Origin of the sequence: Enterococcus sp. AN402 (assembly GCF_040719405.1) — a bacterium.
Lineage (GTDB): Bacteria > Bacillota > Bacilli > Lactobacillales > Enterococcaceae > Enterococcus > Enterococcus faecalis.
Genome location: NZ_JBFDTM010000004.1, coordinates 2,390,001 through 2,407,522, shown reverse-complemented (window position 1 = coordinate 2,407,522; position 17,522 = coordinate 2,390,001). Strand labels below are relative to the sequence as shown.

Below are 17,522 nucleotides of genomic sequence, written 5' to 3'. Positions count from 1 at the left end.
TCAAAATGGTAGCTCTTACATGTGCGTAATTTCACTATCTTGCGCATATTTAAATTTCTAAAAAATTTTTTTACATCTTTCTTAATCTTCAAAGACTGCGAGTTTTTTTATTTCTATGGTATAATGAATAAAACTGGGTAGCGCATACGCTTCCCAGCCATTTTGTGTTGGCAAGCTTATAATCCAAGGAGAATGAAAGATGAAAGTAATCGTAGGACTGGGAAATCCCGGTAGTAAATACAAAGAAACAAAACACAACATTGGCTTTATTACGCTAGATGAAATTGCGTATCGGCAAAATGTTTCGTTTAATAATAGTAATTTTGAAGCAGATATTGCAGAGTTTTTTATAGGGACTGAGAAAGTATTGTTAGTGAAACCATTAACATTTATGAATGAATCAGGTCGCTCTGTTGGGCCGCTGTTGACCTACTTTGGGGTAGATGAGGAAGACTTGATTGTTATTTATGATGACTTAGACTTAGAGGTCGGTAAAATTCGTTTACGGCAAAAAGGTAGTGCTGGCGGCCACAATGGGATAAAAAGTCTGATTGCCCATTTAGGAACTAATGTCTTTCCTAGAATTAAAATTGGCATTGGTCGGCCCTCAAAAAATGATACAGTTATCCACCATGTACTAAGTACTTTTCCCAAAGAAACACACGAAGAGATGTTACTTGCTGTAAAAAAAGCAGCCGATGCCGCTTTATATGCATGCGAAGGACATACGTTTGTTGAAACAATGAATCAATTTAATGGAAAATAGCAGAAAGGAGGGCCCTTGTTTGAATATTATCGAACGAATTAGCCAAACAGAAATTGCTAAATCATGGCGCAGTCAACTAATGACAACAGGAACGCGCCAACTAATTACTGGGTTATCAGGCTCTGCTAAAACATTACTGATGGCAGGCGCTTTACAAAAGACGCATCAAAAAATTGTTATTGCGGTCCCAAACCTATACTATGCCAATCAATTAGTAGATGATTTTTTAAATATTTTACCTTCAGAACAAGTTCATCTATTTCCAGTAGATGAAGTGTTATCCGCCGAAATGGCCTTTTCTTCACCAGAAGCGCGCGCAGATCGAGTGAGTGCGTTAAATTTCCTGATGACAGCGAATGCAGGAATCGTGGTCGTACCAGTAGCTGGACTACGAAAATATTTGCCAACGAAAGAAACGTGGCAAAATGCGCAACTTCATTGGGAAATCGGGACAGAAGTAGAACCTGAAATCCTCGCGCAACGCTTAGTGTTAATGGGCTATGAACGCCAATCGATGGTCGGAAAGCCTGGCGAATTTAGTATTCGCGGAAGCATTGTTGATGTCTATCCGCTAAATGCCGAATACCCTGTTCGGGTGGAACTGTTTGATGTTGAAATTGACTCAATCCGTTATTTTGAAGCGGATACTCAACGCTCATTAGAAAATCTTGAAGAAGTAACGATTTCACCAATGACTGATTTAGTATTCTCAAAGGCAGATATGAATCATGGCATGACGAGGTTACAAGATGCTCTAGAAAAACGTTTAGCGACAGCTAAAGATCAAACGGAGACCGATTTTTTAGAAGAATATTTTGGTCAGTTGCTGTCTTCTTGGGAACAAGGGATTCCTACAGAAAATGCTCACTATTATACAGATTTTCTGTACCAACAAAAAACTACTCTGTTAGATTATTTACCAGAAAATAGTTTGCTTTTTGTGGATGATTATTCTCGTATGATGGAAACGGAGCGAGAAATCGCTAGAGAGGAAGCGGAATGGCAAACCCTGAAAATTGAAGAAATGCGCGTGTTTTCTGAACAAACTTTTGGCGTAGACTTTCATGATCAATTGCGAAAAACTGCACGAAATACGACCTTCTTTTCACTTTTTCAAAAAGGAATGGGGAATCTTCGTTTCCAAGAAGTCCATAATTTCCAATATCGTTCAATGCAACAATTCTTCGGTCAAATGCCGTTGCTAAAAGCGGAAGTGGACCGTTGGCAAAAGCAAAACCAAACGGTTGTTGTTTTTGTTCCTACGAAAGAACGGATTCAAAAAGTCGAAGAGCTATTCCAGGACTTTGACATACCTAGCGTAGTAAGCAATTGGGATCAGCTGTTAGATGGACATGTCCAAATTGTTCAAGGGGCATTACAAACAGGGTTTGAATTACCTAAAAACAAGCTCGTGGCGATTACGGAAAAAGAAATTTTTCATACAACGACCAAAAAACGGGCACGTCGTCAAACAATCTCTAATGCGGAACGTTTGAAAAGTTATAGCGACTTAAAAACGGGCGATTATGTCGTTCATGCGAATCACGGGATTGGTAAATATATTGGTATGGAAACCTTAGAAGTTGATGGGGTCCATCAAGATTACATGACTATCTTGTACCAAAATGATGACAAGTTATTTATTCCAGTAACACAATTGAACTTGATTCAAAAGTTCGTTGCTTCCGAGTCTAAAACGCCGAAAATTAACAAGCTAGGCGGCAGTGAATGGACGAAAACTAAACGAAAAGTTGCTTCGAAAATTGAAGATATCGCGGATGATTTAATCTTACTTTATGCGACAAGAGAATCGGAAAAAGGTTATGCTTTTCCGCCAGATGATGCGTATCAAAAAGAATTTGAAGAGGCTTTTCCGTATTCTGAAACAGATGATCAATTACGTAGTGCTGCCGAAATTAAACACGACATGGAAAAATCTCGACCAATGGATCGTTTGTTAGTTGGCGATGTAGGGTTTGGTAAAACAGAAGTGGCTTTACGAGCGGCTTTCAAAGCTGTTAGCAACAATAAACAGGTCGCCTTTTTAGTGCCAACAACTATTTTAGCGCAACAACATTACGAAACGATTCAAGAGCGGTTTGAGGGCTTTCCTGTAGAAATTGGTTTATTAAGTCGTTTCCGCACGAAAAAACAGCAAAATGAAACAATTGAAAAAATTAAACATGGCCAAGTAGATATTGTGATTGGTACCCATCGTTTATTGTCGCAAGATATTAATTTTAGTGATTTAGGCTTGTTGATTATTGATGAGGAACAACGGTTTGGAGTGAAACATAAAGAACGACTAAAACAATTGCGTTCACAAGTGGATGTCTTGACGTTAACAGCAACGCCAATCCCAAGGACCCTTCATATGTCAATGTTAGGTGTCCGTGATTTATCCGTCATCGAAACCCCACCAGAGAATCGTTATCCGATCCAAACGTATGTCATGGAAAATAATCCTGGGGCGATTCGGGAAGCGATTGAGCGAGAAATGGCCCGAGATGGCCAAGTCTTTTATTTATACAATCGAGTAGATACGATTGAACGAAAAGTTGAAGAGTTACAAGCACTAGTTCCAGATGCACGAATTGCGTATGCACATGGTCAAATGACAGAAGTACAACTGGAGAATACTTTGTTTGATTTTATTGAAGGACAATATGATATATTAGTCACTACAACGATTATTGAAACAGGAGTAGATATTCCTAATGCTAATACCTTGTTTGTAGAAAATGCGGACTACATGGGCTTATCTACGTTGTATCAATTACGTGGTCGTGTGGGGCGTAGCAATCGAGTGGCCTATGCTTATTTTATGTACGAACAGCAAAAAATCCTAAACGAAGTTAGTGAGAAACGTTTAGAAGCAATTAAAGACTTTACGGAATTAGGTTCTGGGTTCAAAATTGCGATGCGTGACCTTTCCATTCGAGGGGCCGGAAACCTTCTTGGTGCCCAACAACATGGCTTCATTGATTCGGTTGGGTTTGATATGTACTCACAGATGTTATCTGAGGCAGTTGCTCGTAAACAAGGAAAAAATATCCAAGACCAAAAAACGTCTGTTGAGATTGATTTGGGCATTGATGCTTATATTCCAGGAACGTATATTACAGACGAACGACAAAAAATTGAAATTTATAAACGGATTCGTCAATTAGAAAATATGGATATGTACGAAGAATTAGAAGCGGACTTGTTAGACCGCTTTGGAGAGTATCCTGACGAAGTGGCGCATTTATTAACCACTGGCCGTATCAAAATGGATGGCGACCGTGCCTTGTTAGAAAGTATTCGTAAACGCGACCAAAAAGTCAAGTTTGTGTTAAGTAAAATTGGCACAAAAACATACTCTGTGGAGCAGTTGTTTGAAGCGTTATCGGCAACCAGCTTAAAAGCGGATCTAGCAGTTGAGAAAGAACAAATGACTATTTCCTTGAAGTTGCCGAAAGATTGTAAAGAAGCTGTTTGGATTCAAGAAATTGCTACTTTTACAACCGCATTGCGACAAGAAAAATACAAACATTCGCAAGAAACGGATTCCCTTTAAAAGGAGGCCTAGAAGATGGCACAAAAAGAAATGCAACGAATGATGCAAGGTGCCGTTGTGTTAACCATTGCTTCCTTCATTGCAAAAGTGTTGAGTGCGTTTTATCGCGTTCCTTTTCAGAACTTTGTAGGGGATGAAGGATTTTACGTGTATCAGCAAGTTTATCCAATCTATGGGATTGCGATGACATTAGCATTGTCAGGCTTACCGCAATTTATTTCCAAAATTGTTGCTGAACAACCAGATATTCGGAGTCAAAAACAAGTGTTGCGCCAACTATATCCCTATGTGTTATGGTTAGCGATTGCTTGTTGGGCCTTCTTTTTCTTTGGTAGTCAAGAAATTGCTATTAGTATGGGGGATGCTGCACTCCAACCATTAATGGAAGTTGTTTCCTTTACCTTTTTACTCGTTCCAATTCTTTCTTTCTATCGTGGGAATTTTCAAGGTCATTTGTTGATGGTGCCTAGTGGTATTTCACAGGTGATGGAACAGTTTGTGCGTGTCGGGGTTATTCTAGTAGCTGCGTTGTCCTATCATTACTTTGGTGGCTCCATTTACCAAACGGGGACGGTGGCCATGAGTGGTGCGTTGGCTGGCGGTGTCTTAGCGGTACTTGTCTTATGGTACTACAATCGAAAAATTCTTAGTGGAAGTACGGAATACTTGCATCAATGGAAGATTATGCCTCAAACCACAGGACTATTTAAACGTTTAATGATTGAGGGTGGTTTGGTCTCTTTATATAGTGCTTTTCTGATTCTATTTCAATTAATTGATTCCTTTAAAGTAAAAAATGCCCTCATGCTTTTCGGGCTCTCTGATTTAGCTGCGAAAGTTGACAAAGGGGTCTATGATAGAGGACAACCACTAGTTCAATTAGGATTGGTAATTGCTTTAGCTTTAAGCTCGACCTTTTTACCAGGTTTGACAAAATATTTTATGAAAAAAGACCGTCAACAATTTTTACAAGTTGCAAAAATCTTTTTGCGTCTTACCACAACCTTGGCATCGGCGGCTTCGATTGGTCTGATGATGTTATTGCCGTACATGAACTTTACGCTTTTTAAAGATTATAAAGGCAACGATGTTTTAGGGGTGTATGTTTTATCCATCGCTTTTATGGCCATTATTCAGGCCTACCAAAGTATTGAACAAAGTCGCAATCGTTTTAAAGGTCCTTTAGTGGCAGCTGGTGTGGGCTTATTAGTGAAATTACTGACAACGGGCTTTTTCACCATTCGTTGGGGAACATTAGGTGCTAGTTGGTCTACTATTCTTGGGTTACTAGCGACGTTATTCGTTTTAGTCCGACAATCGGATGCAGCGATTAATTGTTTTGTTCGAGAACGAAACTTTTTGAAAAAACTGTTGCTTAGTTTAGCAATCATGATGCTGTCATTACTGGTCTATCAAGGAATTATCTCCATCTTGTTCCAAGGTGTGCATCACCGAAGTCAAGCGTTTTTCGTTACAGTTTTAGGTGTTGCAGTGGGTGGTACAGTTTTTATTAGCACCATCATTAAGGTAGAATTATTTACGATACGTGAATGGTTAAGTTTACCGTATGGCGCAAAAATTTTACGGATGAGACAAAAAAATAAAAGAGGTGAATGTGATGCGGTTAGATAAATTTTTAAAAGTTTCTCGCATTATTAAAAGAAGAACAGTTGCCAAAGAAGTCGCTGATAAAGGTCGGATTCAAATCAACGGAGTCTTAGCCAAATCTTCTAGTACTGTGAAGATTGGTGACCTTGTCAAAATTCAATTTGGGAACAGAATTTTAGAAGTAGAAGTCCTGCAACTAAATGACTCTACGAAAAAAGAAGATGCCACAAAAATGTATGAAATAAAATCAGAAACACGTGTCTCTGAAGAATAAACAGGTGAGGATGGAGCGCTTGGCAAGTTCATTGAAAAGATGAATATTCCAAGCGCTTCATCCTTTCAGCGTTTTAATGAAACAGACGCGCCGCTTTTGAAAAAAATTAATAAATCAACCGCTGTTATTTCAAAAGCAAAGAATATTTTAGAAAAAAGCTTGATTTTCTTTAACTTCTCTGAAATTAACATTAGACAAGGTTCTTAGATGTTGGTATAATAAAACGGACAATCCAAAGCGAGTGGAGCGAGACGATGGGAAAGAATGAAAAAAACTCGAAGAAAGTTGCGGCATTGGAAAATGACTACACGAAAGAACAGTATGTCGAATTCCAAAAACAACAGAAACAATTGATTTTTAGACGCAGACGCTTGGCAGCGATTTTTCTCGTGGCCTTCATTATTTTTGCCTTTTCTGGCATCCAATTGATGAAAGATTATCATCGCTTAGGTGCTTTCAAACAAGAACGAGCAGATGCAATTGCTGAATCCGTAGCAGTTGATAAGAAGGTCAAGGATCTAAAAAAAGACGTTGCTTTGTTAAAAGATGATGATTATGTGGCAAAATTAGCACGTAGCCGTTTCCTTCTCTCAAAAGAAGGCGAACAGATTTATCCCACACCAGAACAAATGAAAAAAACACAGACTTCTGGAGCGGAAGAAAGCAAGAGCAGTTCAGAAAAAAATAGTCAATCACAGTCTTCAACTGAAACAACTAAGTCTTCAGCTGAATAAACTGCAATTATAATTAGGGAAAAAATAGGAGGAACAATTTTTTTATGTCAATCGAAGTAGGAGCTAAATTGCCAGGAAAAGTGTCAGGGATTACTAACTTTGGTGCATTTATTGATTTAGGAGAAGGAAAAACTGGGTTAGTACACATCAGTGAAGTGTCTAATGGATTCGTTAAAGATATTCATGATGTATTAACAGTAGGTGACGAAGTAACAGTGAAAGTAACCTCAGTTGGTGACGACGGCAAAATTGGCTTATCGATCCGTAAAGCACAAGAGCCAGCAGAAGGGCAACAACCAAAACGTGAATTTCAACGTCGTGAAAACAATTATGAGAATCGTGACCGTAATCCACGCGCAGGGGGCAAAAAGCCTTTCAATAAACCACAAGCAAATAACAATAACAATAAACAAGATTTTGACTCATTGATGAGCTCTTTCTTGAAAGATAGTGATGATCGTTTATCTTCATTAAAACGTAATACTGAAGGCAAACGTGGCGGACGTGGCGGACGTCGCGGCTAAGCACAAACAAATAGGGGGACTGGGGATAACGAATGGGTTATTTCTCGGTTCCTCTTTTATTCTAAGGAAGAAAGAAGGGCGAACAATGTTTTGGCAGTTTTATAAACGAGGAAAAGAACAAGGATTTTGGCAACCGCATCAAACAATCGTGGTCGCCGTTTCTGGTGGTGTAGACTCCATGGCCCTTTTGACGTTAATGGAACAGGTGGCAGAAAAAGAACAATTACAATTGGTTGTTGCACACGTCAATCATCAATTGCGAGAAGCGTCGGCACAGGAAGCGCAATATCTCGCTACCTATTGTCAGCAGCGAGAGCTAACGTATTATGAAACACGTTGGGAAGACCCTGAAAAGCAACGGAATTTAGAAGCAAAAGCGCGCACATTTCGTTATGAATTTTTTAAAGAAGTCATGGAAATTGAAGGTGCGGCGGTCTTAATGACGGCACATCATCTAGACGATCAAGCGGAAACGATTTTAATGAAACTGATTCGAGGAACTAATTTTTCCCATTCCGCGGGCATTAAAGAGAGACGTCCTTTTGCGACAGGGGAATTGATTCGTCCGTTACTCATTTATCCAAAAGAAGAATTGTATCAATTTGCACAGCGCCAAGCATTCGTTTATTTTGAGGACGAAACGAACCAAACCAATGAATATTTGAGAAATCGGCTCCGTAATCAGGTTTTGCCGCTATTAAAGCAGGAAAATCCGCAATTCTTAGATCAGATTGCTTCTTTTAGTAATGAACAACGTTTTGCCCAAGAATTTATTCAAGAACAAATTGAGCCTCAATTATCTGAAGCCGTAGAACCGACCAAACAAGGATGGCGCATTCCTTTGAAGAGATTATTAAAAGAAACGCTTGCGTACCAGCACTTCTTTTTAACCGCGTTTTTCCAAAAAACATTAGTGCCATTAGGGGTTTCGTTAAACCAACGCCAGATGACACAAATTTTAAAAGTTTTGAATGATGAACGGCAACCGCAAGGCTCGGTTATGTTAGAACAGCAATGGCAACTAGCTAAAAGTTATGATTGGCTATGCTTAGAACAAAAACAGGCTGCACAGCGAGAAGAAGTTACACATTTATTAGTACCTGGTGCGGGGATTTATTTATCGGAAACCGAGTGGCTAGGATTAATTGCGACAGACAAACCGTTTCCTCTTCCTGAAGAGATTAATCAATGGGCGGGCCAGTTGTTGGCAATCCCGTTGACCACAGCCACACCTTTGACCGTTCGTCATCGCCAAAGTGGTGATCGGATTACATTAAAACCAGGGTTTACGAAAAAATTAAGCAGAGTTTTTATTGATCAAAAAGTGCCAAATGAAGCGAGAGAGAGTGCTTGGGTCATTACGGATGAGCAAGAGGAAATCATTTGGGTACCAAAATTTGCAAATTCCTATTTGAGTATTCCTTTAGAAACTGATAAAATACACTACAGACTCCTTTTTAAGACAAAGGAGTAATGCTGAAAGGAGCGCACTATGATAGAAAAAGATATTGAGAAAGTCCTAATCTCCAAAGAAGAAATTCTTGCGAAGTCTGCAGAGCTTGGCAAGCAACTGACAGAAGAATATCAAGGGAAAAATCCTTTAGTGGTCGGTATTTTAAAAGGTGCAGTACCATTTATGGCTGATTTGACTCGTGAAATCAATACTTATTTAGAATTGGACTTTATGGATGTATCTAGCTACGGCAACGCGACAGTTTCTTCAGGCGAAGTAAAAATTGTCAAAGACTTGGACACAAATGTCGAAGGTAGACATATTTTAATCGTAGAAGATATCATCGATAGTGGTCGTACATTAGCGTATTTAGTAGATTTGTTTAGATACCGTAAAGCTGCATCTGTGAAAATTGTTACCTTATTAGATAAACCAGAAGGCCGTGTGGTAGACATTAAAGCTGACTACGTAGGGTTTGATGTGCCCAATGAGTTTGTGGTCGGTTACGGATTAGACTATGCAGAAACGTACCGCAACTTGCCTTATATTGGCGTTTTAAAACCTGAAGTTTACGAATCAAATTAATATCTATCAAGGAATTAATTGTGTTACAATGTAAAGGTCAGGATTGATAAAAGAATAACATGAATTGTAATGATGAGCATAAGGAGGACAGGCATGAACAAAAAGAATAATGGCATGAAAAATGGTTTATACTACGTCTTAGTAGTACTTGCCATGGTCATGGTTGTCTATTTCATTTTTGGAAATAACAACCAACAATCGCCAGACATCGATTACTCAACCTTCCAACAACAATTGGAAGACGGAAAAGTCAAAGACATGACCATTCAACCAACCAATGGGGTTTACCGGATTGAAGGTCAGTATAAAGAAAAACAAGAAGTGAAAGACACAGGTGGTCTGTCATTGTGGGGCTCAACGCAAGCGTCGTCAAAAGGCTTCACAACAACCGTTTTACCTAGTGATACAACCTTAGCTGGCATTCAAGATGCGGCACAAAATAACAAGGTGAAGCTAGTTGTCAAAGAACAATCAACAAGTGGCGCTTGGTTGTCATTGTTGTTTAGTTTCTTACCATTAGTGATTATTTTCTTCTTCTTCTACATGATGATGAGCCAACAAGGCGGTGGCGGTGGCGGCGGTGGCCGTGTGATGAACTTCGGTAAATCAAAAGCCAAAGAAGCCGATAAAAAAGCTAACCGTGTCCGCTTCTCAGATGTAGCTGGTGCGGAAGAAGAAAAACAAGAATTAGTTGAAGTAGTGGAATTCTTAAAAGATCCACGTCGTTTCGCTGAATTAGGCGCACGGATTCCTGCGGGCGTACTATTAGAGGGACCTCCAGGGACTGGTAAAACGTTACTTGCTAAAGCTGTAGCAGGTGAAGCAGGTGTGCCATTTTACTCAATCTCAGGTTCAGATTTCGTTGAAATGTTTGTCGGGGTCGGTGCTAGCCGTGTCCGGGATTTATTTGAAACAGCGAAGAAAAACGCACCTGCGATTATCTTTATCGATGAAATCGATGCAGTTGGTCGTCAACGTGGTGCTGGTATGGGTGGCGGACACGACGAACGTGAACAAACCCTTAACCAATTATTAGTTGAGATGGATGGTTTTGATGGCAATGAAGGAGTTATCGTAATTGCTGCAACGAACCGTTCAGACGTGTTAGACCCAGCGTTGTTACGTCCAGGTCGTTTTGACCGCCAAATCTTGGTAGGACGTCCAGATGTCAAAGGTCGTGAAGCGATTTTACGTGTTCATGCGAAAAACAAACCGTTAGCTGATGACGTTGATTTGAAAGTTGTTGCACAACAAACACCAGGTTTTGCTGGTGCTGATTTAGAAAATGTCTTAAACGAAGCAGCCTTAGTTGCCGCTCGTCGTAACAAGAAAAAAATTGATGCTTCTGATGTGGATGAAGCCGAAGACCGCGTAATTGCTGGTCCAGCTAAAAAAGATCGCGTGATTAATAAAAAAGAACGCGAAATGGTGGCTTACCATGAAGCGGGACACACAATCGTTGGTTTAGTCTTAAGCCGTGCCCGTGTTGTCCATAAAGTAACAATTATCCCTCGTGGTCGCGCAGGCGGTTATATGATTGCTTTACCAAAAGAAGATCAATTCTTAATGACTAAAGAAGATATGTTTGAACAAATCGTTGGCTTACTTGGTGGACGTACAGCAGAAGAAATTATCTTTGGCGTTCAATCAACAGGGGCTTCAAATGACTTTGAACAAGCAACAGGGATTGCCCGTAGCATGGTAACTGAATATGGAATGAGCGACAAATTAGGACCTGTTCAATATGAAGGAAACCATCAAGTCTTTGTCGGTCGTGATTATGGTCAAACAAAAGCTTACTCAGAACAAGTGGCGTTTGAAATCGATCAGGAAGTTCGTCGTATCTTAATGGATGCTCATACGAAAGCGCATGAAATTATCGAAGCGCACCGTGAACAACATAAACTAATCGCTGAAAAACTATTAGAATATGAAACATTAGATGCAAAAGCAATCAAATCATTATTTGAAACAGGTAAAATGCCTGAAGGTACTGACAGCGACTATCCTAGTGAAAAAGAAGCGCAAACATTCGAAGAAGCAAAACGTGCTTTAGAAGAAAAAGAAGCGCAAAAACAAGTTGAAGAAAAGCAAGACTTTGAAGAAGCGAAAAAAGAATTACATGATGAAGCAGAAGAAGTCAAAGTAGAAAGCGAACAAACAGAAAAAGAAGTCCAATCTGAAGAGAAAAAAGATTCAGATTCCAATTCTGAATATGATCGCAATAACTACGAAGATCGTTATAAATAACCAATTAGTAGAAGGTGCAGTATTTGTCGAGTTGACGAATACTGCACCTTCTATAATATTAAGATATTCTATAGAAGGAAGATTATTTGGTTGAAAAAACACCTGATTCCTAGTATTATCTGACTAATGGACAAAAAAGCACCAAGAGAAGAGGAAAAAGAATGGAAGATTATTTGGTAAAAGCCCTTTGTTATAAAGGTTCAATTCGAGCATATGCCATCAGTGCCACTGAAACTGTTAGCGAAGCGCAAAGAAGACATGATACATGGAGTTCTTCTACCGCAGCGTTAGGGCGCACATTGATTGGAGCCCTTTTACTAGGAGCGACTTTAAAAGGTGACGATAAATTAACTGTAAAAGTACAAGGAAATGGCCCAGCTGGCGCTATTATTGTCGATAGTAATGGCCGTGGAGAAACAAAAGGCTACATTAAAAATCCACATGTCAGCTTAAAGTTGAATGCAACAGGTAAAATTGATGTACGTGGCGCTGTCGGTAACGAAGGGATTTTCACAGTCATTAAAGATTTAGGATTAAAAGAAACCTTTTCTGGACAAACACCTATTGTTTCTGGTGAAATCGGTGAAGACTTTACATATTTTATGGCGGTCTCTGAACAAGTTCCTTCAGCTATCGGTTTAGGTGTATTGGTGGACACGGATGAATCTGTGAAAGCAGCCGGTGGTTTTATGATTCAAGTAATGCCAGGTGCCGATGAAAGTACCATTGATTTTATTGAACAGCGTCTAGCGGAAGTGCCACCAATTTCACAATTACTAGAAAATGGAGAAACACCTGAACAAGTCTTGTATCGCTTGTTGGGAGAAGACGAAGTAGAAATTTTAGAAAAAATGCCTGTACAATTTAAATGTGACTGTTCCAAAGAAAAATTTGCGACCGCTTTGATTGCTGTTGGGATCGATGAATTAAATGCGATGATCGATGAAGATCATGGAGCAGAAGCAGTTTGTCAATTCTGTAACAATAAATATCACTATAGTGAAGAAGAATTAATTGAACTTCGCGATGAAGCGATTCGCAATACGAAACAAAAGTAGGAGGAAAGACTATGTGGAAAATTGGAGACGTTGAAATCCCCAACCGTGTTGTCGTAGCTCCGATGGCGGGTATTAGTAACGCCGCTTTTCGTGTGACTGTAAAAGAATTTGGCGCAGGATTAGTCGTTTGTGAAATGATTAGTGACAAAGGAATTAAATTAAGAAACAAAAAAACCTTAGAAATGCTATATATTGATGAGCGAGAATATCCTTTAAGTGTACAAATTTTTGGTGGAGATAAAGAAACATTAGTGGAAGCTGCTAAGTTTGTGGAAGAAAATACGCAAGCGGCGATTATTGATATTAACATGGGTTGCCCTGTCAATAAAATAATTAAAGCTGAAGCTGGTGCGAAATGGTTGCTGGATCCGAATAAAGTGCATGAGATGGTTCACGCAGTCTCTTCGGCAGTTTCTTTGCCTGTCACTGTAAAAATGCGAACAGGCTGGGATGAAGATCATCTATATGCTGTAGACAACGCTTTGGCTGCCGAACAAGCAGGCGCTTCGGCAATTGCTATGCATGGTCGGACACGTGTCCAAATGTACGAAGGGACAGCCAACTGGGACGTTTTAAAGGAAGTGAAAAAGCATTTAACCATTCCTTTTATGGGAAATGGAGATGTCAAAACGCCTGAAGATGCTAAACGCATGTTAGAATATGTTGGAGCGGATGGTGTGATGATTGGTCGAGCTGCTTTGGGCAATCCTTGGATGATTCAACGGACGAAAGAATACTTGGAAACGGGCGAATTGATGCCTGAGCCTTCACCAGCTGAAAAAATTAACATTGCAAAAGTTCATTTACAACGATTAGTGGATTTAAAAGGTGAAAAAATTGCGGTCCGTGAGTTTCGCCAACATGCTTCTTACTATCTAAAAGGAATTTCGCGAGCAGCCAAAGTGAAAGTTGCGATTAACCAAGTTGAAACACAACAAGCAGTTGTCGATTTACTTGATGCCTTTGTAGAGAAGATTTCCAAAGTTGCTGTAACTACTATAGAAGAATAAAAAATTCAAGCCGAAAGTAAAATTCGGCTTGCTTTTTTTCGAATTACTGTGGCATTATTAGGATAGGTTAAAATCAAGAATGGAGGAACAACAGTGGCAGAAGAACAACAAGCGCATTTAGAGGATTTAAATGATCAAATGCTCGTGCGCCGCGAAAAAATGGAAGCTTTACGTGAAGAAGGGATTGATCCTTTCGGTAAACGTTTCGATCGCACTCATAATTCAGCAGAACTTCATGAACAATATGATAATCATACAAAAGAAGAACTTAGTGAAATGAATACAGAAGTCAGCGTTGCTGGACGTATGATGACAAAACGTGGTAAAGGAAAAGCTGGTTTCGCCCATTTGCAAGACCGTGAAGGCCAAATTCAAATTTATGTTCGGAAGGACCAAGTTGGAGACGAAGCCTATGAACTATTTAAACATGCTGACTTAGGCGACTTCTTTGGTGTGACAGGTCAAATAATGAAAACCAATACGGGGGAAGTTACTGTTAAAGCTCAAACAATTACGTTATTAACTAAAGCTTTGCGTCCATTGCCAGATAAATACCATGGATTAACGAATGTGGAACAACGTTATCGTCAACGCTATTTGGATTTAATCAGTAACAAAGAAAGCTTTGATCGTTTCATGAAACGCAGTCAAATTATTAGCGAAATCCGTCGTTATCTAGATGGCAATGGCTATGTCGAAGTAGAAACGCCTGTCTTGCATAACGAAGCAGGAGGAGCTGCTGCTCGTCCATTTATCACACACCATAATGCATTAGATATGGACTTATACTTACGCATTGCCCTAGAGTTACATTTAAAACGTTTAATTGTCGGTGGCATGGAAAAAGTATATGAAATTGGTCGTGTCTTCCGTAATGAAGGAATCGATACCACTCATAACCCAGAATTTACAATGCTAGAAGCTTATACCGCTTATACTGATTATCAAGATGTGATGGATTTAACAGAGGGAATTATTCGTAATGCTGCGGAAAAAGTCTTAGGAACTACTGATATCACGTACGATGGTCAAGCGGTTGACTTAGGAAGTCCTTTCAAACGTCTACACATGGTAGATGCGGTCAAAGAACAAACGGGCGTAGATTTTTGGCAAGAGATGACGATAGAAGAAGCCCGTGCGTTGGCTAAAGAACATAATGTTGAAATTACAGATGCCATGACAGTCGGTCATATCATTAATGAATTTTTCGAAACATTTGTAGAAGATACGTTGCAACAACCAACATTTATTTATGGTCACCCAGTAGCTGTTTCACCATTAGCGAAGAAAAATCCAGAAGATGGTCGTTTCACTGACCGCTTTGAACTGTTTATTATCGGAAAAGAGTTTGCTAATGCATTTACAGAATTAAATGATCCAATTGACCAACGTGAACGTTTTGAAGAACAAGAAAAAGAACGGGAACAAGGAAATGATGAAGCACACGGAGTAGATGAAGATTTCATCGAAGCCTTAGAATATGGCTTACCACCAACCGGAGGATTAGGTATTGGGATTGATCGACTAGTTATGTTATTAACTGATGCACAATCAATTCGTGATGTCTTGCTATTCCCAACAATGAGATAAAAAAAGATGCCTTAAGGGCATCTTTTTTTTGTATTCGCAAAAAATTAAATAAAAAAAGAATAGAAAAACAATTGAAACCAATTCTTTTTTTCTAAAAAAATCGAAGATGGGTAATAAAAAGAATGGGTAATCTGATAAAAAAACGAACTTTATCTAATCGGATAAGAAAGAATAATCGGTATTGAAAAAAAGTTTAAAAAAAGTGAAAATAATGATTGACCAATGCTTGAAATCTTGGTATATTATTACATGTCGCAAGGCGAGTCACACAGCTGAGCGATTCAGAAATCAATAATTAAATAACAATTCTTGATTTCAAATCTCTCGAAAAAAGTTTGAAAAAACAACAAAAAAGTTGTTGACAAATAACAAGCGAGATGATAAGATATAGAAGTTGTCACAACAGACAACAACAACCGAGCAAAACAACTTAAAAAAACTTTTTTAAAAAAGTTCTTGACATTCAAACGAAAGTTTGTTATGATATAAAAGTTGCTGCGAGGTAACGTAGACCTTTGAAAACTGAACAAAGAATAGACGAACCAAATGTGTAGGGCGTCTTGATTCAATTCAAGACAACAAACATTTTTAACAAGCAAGCAATATGCTAGCAAACAAATTGAGCTTAACAATCGTAAGATTGTTCTAACTTTTATTATGAGAGTTTGATCCTGGCTCAGGACGAACGCTGGCGGCGTGCCTAATACATGCAAGTCGAACGCTTCTTTCCTCCCGAGTGCTTGCACTCAATTGGAAAGAGGAGTGGCGGACGGGTGAGTAACACGTGGGTAACCTACCCATCAGAGGGGGATAACACTTGGAAACAGGTGCTAATACCGCATAACAGTTTATGCCGCATGGCATAAGAGTGAAAGGCGCTTTCGGGTGTCGCTGATGGATGGACCCGCGGTGCATTAGCTAGTTGGTGAGGTAACGGCTCACCAAGGCCACGATGCATAGCCGACCTGAGAGGGTGATCGGCCACACTGGGACTGAGACACGGCCCAGACTCCTACGGGAGGCAGCAGTAGGGAATCTTCGGCAATGGACGAAAGTCTGACCGAGCAACGCCGCGTGAGTGAAGAAGGTTTTCGGATCGTAAAACTCTGTTGTTAGAGAAGAACAAGGACGTTAGTAACTGAACGTCCCCTGACGGTATCTAACCAGAAAGCCACGGCTAACTACGTGCCAGCAGCCGCGGTAATACGTAGGTGGCAAGCGTTGTCCGGATTTATTGGGCGTAAAGCGAGCGCAGGCGGTTTCTTAAGTCTGATGTGAAAGCCCCCGGCTCAACCGGGGAGGGTCATTGGAAACTGGGAGACTTGAGTGCAGAAGAGGAGAGTGGAATTCCATGTGTAGCGGTGAAATGCGTAGATATATGGAGGAACACCAGTGGCGAAGGCGGCTCTCTGGTCTGTAACTGACGCTGAGGCTCGAAAGCGTGGGGAGCAAACAGGATTAGATACCCTGGTAGTCCACGCCGTAAACGATGAGTGCTAAGTGTTGGAGGGTTTCCGCCCTTCAGTGCTGCAGCAAACGCATTAAGCACTCCGCCTGGGGAGTACGACCGCAAGGTTGAAACTCAAAGGAATTGACGGGGGCCCGCACAAGCGGTGGAGCATGTGGTTTAATTCGAAGCAACGCGAAGAACCTTACCAGGTCTTGACATCCTTTGACCACTCTAGAGATAGAGCTTTCCCTTCGGGGACAAAGTGACAGGTGGTGCATGGTTGTCGTCAGCTCGTGTCGTGAGATGTTGGGTTAAGTCCCGCAACGAGCGCAACCCTTATTGTTAGTTGCCATCATTTAGTTGGGCACTCTAGCGAGACTGCCGGTGACAAACCGGAGGAAGGTGGGGATGACGTCAAATCATCATGCCCCTTATGACCTGGGCTACACACGTGCTACAATGGGAAGTACAACGAGTCGCTAGACCGCGAGGTCATGCAAATCTCTTAAAGCTTCTCTCAGTTCGGATTGCAGGCTGCAACTCGCCTGCATGAAGCCGGAATCGCTAGTAATCGCGGATCAGCACGCCGCGGTGAATACGTTCCCGGGCCTTGTACACACCGCCCGTCACACCACGAGAGTTTGTAACACCCGAAGTCGGT

The 17,522-nt window shown here is 40.3% G+C and carries 12 protein-coding genes and 1 rRNA gene (1 of these 13 only partly in view); all 13 read left to right on the top strand.

The window, feature by feature from the left end; translation table 11 throughout:
* The first annotated feature begins 199 nt into the window (after positions 1-199).
* Positions 200-766 carry an aminoacyl-tRNA hydrolase gene (gene pth, locus AB1I62_RS13135; protein ID WP_002361556.1) on the top strand — a complete coding sequence of 189 codons (567 nt, stop codon included), beginning with the start codon at positions 200-202 and terminating at the stop codon, positions 764-766.
* A gap of 79 nt (positions 767-845) precedes the next feature.
* A complete protein-coding gene (gene mfd / locus AB1I62_RS13130) occupies positions 846-4,325 on the top strand; it encodes a transcription-repair coupling factor (RefSeq protein ID WP_277600774.1) in 3,480 nt (1,159 codons plus the stop codon).
* 15 nt (positions 4,326-4,340) lie between these two features.
* Positions 4,341-5,957 carry a polysaccharide biosynthesis protein gene (locus AB1I62_RS13125; protein WP_367019335.1) on the top strand — a complete coding sequence of 539 codons (1,617 nt, stop codon included), beginning with the start codon at positions 4,341-4,343 and terminating at the stop codon, positions 5,955-5,957.
* Positions 5,944-6,207 (top strand): RNA-binding S4 domain-containing protein, encoded by a 264-nt coding sequence (locus AB1I62_RS13120; protein ID WP_002356255.1) that lies wholly within the window; start codon positions 5,944-5,946, stop codon positions 6,205-6,207. The genes AB1I62_RS13125 and AB1I62_RS13120 overlap by 14 nt, the downstream gene beginning before the upstream one ends.
* Positions 6,208-6,461: 254 nt before the next feature.
* A complete protein-coding gene (locus AB1I62_RS13115; RefSeq protein ID WP_002356257.1) occupies positions 6,462-6,941 on the top strand; it encodes a septum formation initiator family protein in 480 nt (159 codons plus the stop codon).
* Positions 6,942-6,985: 44 nt separating this feature from the next.
* The gene (locus AB1I62_RS13110; protein WP_002356258.1) at positions 6,986-7,465 is read left to right on the top strand and encodes a S1 domain-containing RNA-binding protein; all 480 of its coding nucleotides are present in this window, start codon (positions 6,986-6,988) and stop codon (positions 7,463-7,465) included.
* 85 nt (positions 7,466-7,550) lie between these two features.
* The gene (tilS, locus tag AB1I62_RS13105; RefSeq protein WP_002364514.1) at positions 7,551-8,939 is read left to right on the top strand and encodes a tRNA lysidine(34) synthetase TilS; all 1,389 of its coding nucleotides are present in this window, start codon (positions 7,551-7,553) and stop codon (positions 8,937-8,939) included.
* A gap of 18 nt (positions 8,940-8,957) precedes the next feature.
* The gene (hpt, locus tag AB1I62_RS13100; RefSeq protein WP_002356260.1) at positions 8,958-9,503 is read left to right on the top strand and encodes a hypoxanthine phosphoribosyltransferase; all 546 of its coding nucleotides are present in this window, start codon (positions 8,958-8,960) and stop codon (positions 9,501-9,503) included.
* 93 nt (positions 9,504-9,596) lie between these two features.
* Positions 9,597-11,753, top strand: a complete 2,157-nt coding sequence (gene ftsH / locus AB1I62_RS13095; RefSeq protein ID WP_002364513.1) for an ATP-dependent zinc metalloprotease FtsH — start codon at positions 9,597-9,599, stop codon at positions 11,751-11,753.
* A 161-nt stretch (positions 11,754-11,914) separates the two neighbouring features.
* Positions 11,915-12,811 (top strand): Hsp33 family molecular chaperone HslO, encoded by an 897-nt coding sequence (gene hslO / locus AB1I62_RS13090; RefSeq protein WP_002359370.1) that lies wholly within the window; start codon positions 11,915-11,917, stop codon positions 12,809-12,811.
* Positions 12,812-12,822: 11 nt separating this feature from the next.
* Entirely contained in the window at positions 12,823-13,821 is a 999-nt protein-coding gene (dusB, locus tag AB1I62_RS13085) for a tRNA dihydrouridine synthase DusB (RefSeq protein WP_002356263.1), read from the top strand.
* Positions 13,822-13,914: 93 nt separating this feature from the next.
* Entirely contained in the window at positions 13,915-15,411 is a 1,497-nt protein-coding gene (lysS, locus tag AB1I62_RS13080; RefSeq protein WP_002356264.1) for a lysine--tRNA ligase, read from the top strand.
* A gap of 653 nt (positions 15,412-16,064) precedes the next feature.
* Positions 16,065-17,522, top strand: a 16S ribosomal RNA gene (locus AB1I62_RS13075); it runs 103 nt beyond the window's last position.